Below are 2,181 nucleotides of genomic sequence, written 5' to 3' on the forward strand. Positions count from 1 at the left end.
GCTGCTCCGCGCCGTGCTCCCGCACGCTGCGCCAGGCGGCGTCGAGCAGGGCCTCGCGGAGCCTCCCGTGGTGATAAGGGCGGTCGTCGGCGGTCACGGGCACCAGGTTAACGGGCTGCCGGTTGCCGATTGTGTTGTCGGTGGCTACATTGTTGTCTGTGACTACATTCTCTGCCTCGGACCTCCCCGACCTGACCGGCCGCACCGCCGTCGTCACCGGGGCCAACAGCGGCATCGGCCGCGTCACCGCCCGCGTCCTCGCGGCCAGGGGCGCGCGCGTGGTGCTCGCCGTGCGCAGCCCCGCCAAGGGGAGGGAAGCCGCCTCGACCATGCCGGGGAGCACCGAGGTCCGCGAGTTGGACCTGGCGGACCTGGCCTCGGTCCGGGCGTTCGCCGACGGCTTCGGCGACCCGGTCGACCTGCTGATCAACAACGCCGGCCTGATGACCCCGCCGCTCAGCCGCACCGCCGACGGCTTCGAGTCCCAGTTCGGCACCAACCACCTCGGCCACTTCGCGCTGACGAACCTGCTGCTGCCGAGGATCACCGGGCGCGTGGTCACCGTGTCGTCGGGCGCGCACCGGGTCGGGAAGATCGACTTCGTCGACCTGAACTGGGAGCGCAAGCCCTACCGCGCCATGGCCGCCTACGGCCAGTCCAAGCTCGCGAACCTGCTGTTCAGCGCCGAGCTCCAGCGCAGGCTCACCGCCGTCGGCTCCCCGGTGCTGGCCACCAGCGCCCACCCCGGCCTCGCCGCGACCAACCTGTTCCGCGCGCAGGGCGGGGACAACCCGCTGAACCGGCTCGTCAACGCCGGTGTGCGGGCGGTCGGCCAGACCGACGAGGGCGGCGCGCAGGCGACCCTGCACGCGGCGCTCGCCACCGTCCCCGGCAACGCGTTCTCCGGGCCGAGCGGGGCGCTGGGCAAGGGCGCGCCGAAGCTGGTCGGCCGGTCCAGGGCGGCGCAGGACGCGGAACTGGCCCGCAGGCTGTGGACCGTCTCCGAGGAGCTGACCGGCGTGACCTTCCCGCTGCCGCTCACGTCCGCCTAGCCGCTCACGTCCGCCTAGCCGCCGGGGGCGCGTGGCCGCGGGGGAGCGGCGGCCACGCGCTGCGAGATCACCCACACCGCGGTCCGCGCGCTTGGCCCAGCCCGTGCGGGATGCGACGATGCCCAGGCTGTAGCGAGGGGTGCGCGAGGAAGCCGGTGCGAATCCGGCGCGGTCCCGCCACTGTGACCGGCGTCAGAACCGGGAGTCAGGAACTCGACCCCCGATCGCTTGGACCGGACACGGGCGTGGACACCCGAGGAAGGACACCGCCGCATGGGCGCGCGCTTCCCCTTTTCCGCCGTCGTAGGGCACGACGACCTCCGCTTGGCACTGCTCCTGAACGCCGTGCACCCCGGTGTGGGCGGGGTGCTGGTGCGGGGCGAGAAGGGCACGGCCAAGTCGACGGTGGTGCGCGCGCTCGCCGCGCTGCTGCCCGACCTCGCCGTCGTCCCCGGCTGCCGCTTCGGCTGCGAGCCCGGCGTGGACGCCGACTGCCCGGACGGCCCGCACCCCGCAGGCGCCCCTGGGACCGACCCCGCCGCCGAGCACCGCCCGGCCCGCCTGGTCGAGCTGCCGGTCGGCGCCACCGAGGACCGGCTGATCGGCTCGCTGGACCTGGAGCGCGCCCTCACCGAGGGCGTCCGCGCCTACCAGCCCGGCCTGCTGGCCGCCGCCCACCGGGGCGTGCTCTACGTGGACGAGGTCAACCTGCTGCAGGACCACCTCGTCGACCTGCTGCTCGACGCGGCGGCCATGGGCCGGGCCCACGTCGAGCGCGAGGGCGTCTCGGTGTCGCACCCGGCGTCGTTCCTGCTGGTGGGCACGATGAACCCGGAGGAGGGCGAGCTGCGCCCGCAGCTGCTCGACCGGTTCGGCCTGACCGTGGCGGTCAAGGCGGCCCGCGACGTGCCCACCCGCGCCGAGGTGATCCGCCGCCGCCTGGCCTACGAGGCCGACCCCGCCGGGTTCGCGAAGGCCTGGGAGGCCGAGGACGCCGCGCTCGCGGCCCGCATCGCGCAGGCCCGCGCCGCGCTGCCGTCCGTGGCGCTGCCGGACGCCGAGCTGCGCCGCATCGCCGGGATCTGCGCGGCGTTCGAGGTGGCCGGGATGCGCGCCGACCTGGTCGTGG

The 2,181-nt window shown here is 74.9% G+C and carries 2 protein-coding genes and 1 riboswitch; both genes read left to right on the plus strand.

What is annotated here, in order from left to right; translation table 11 throughout:
- Positions 1-158: 158 nt before the first annotated feature.
- Positions 159-1,052 carry an oxidoreductase gene (locus ACTUAL_RS31840; RefSeq protein ID WP_440902820.1) on the plus strand — a complete coding sequence of 298 codons (894 nt, stop codon included), beginning with the start codon at positions 159-161 and terminating at the stop codon, positions 1,050-1,052.
- Between the two features lie 145 nt (positions 1,053-1,197).
- Positions 1,198-1,267: riboswitch (cobalamin riboswitch) on the plus strand.
- Positions 1,268-1,325: 58 nt separating this feature from the next.
- Positions 1,326-2,181 (plus strand): ATP-binding protein (locus tag ACTUAL_RS31845; protein ID WP_440902821.1); only part of this gene is annotated, 856 nt, incomplete at its 3' end.

The sequence above is a fragment of the Actinosynnema sp. genome (assembly GCF_052038725.1).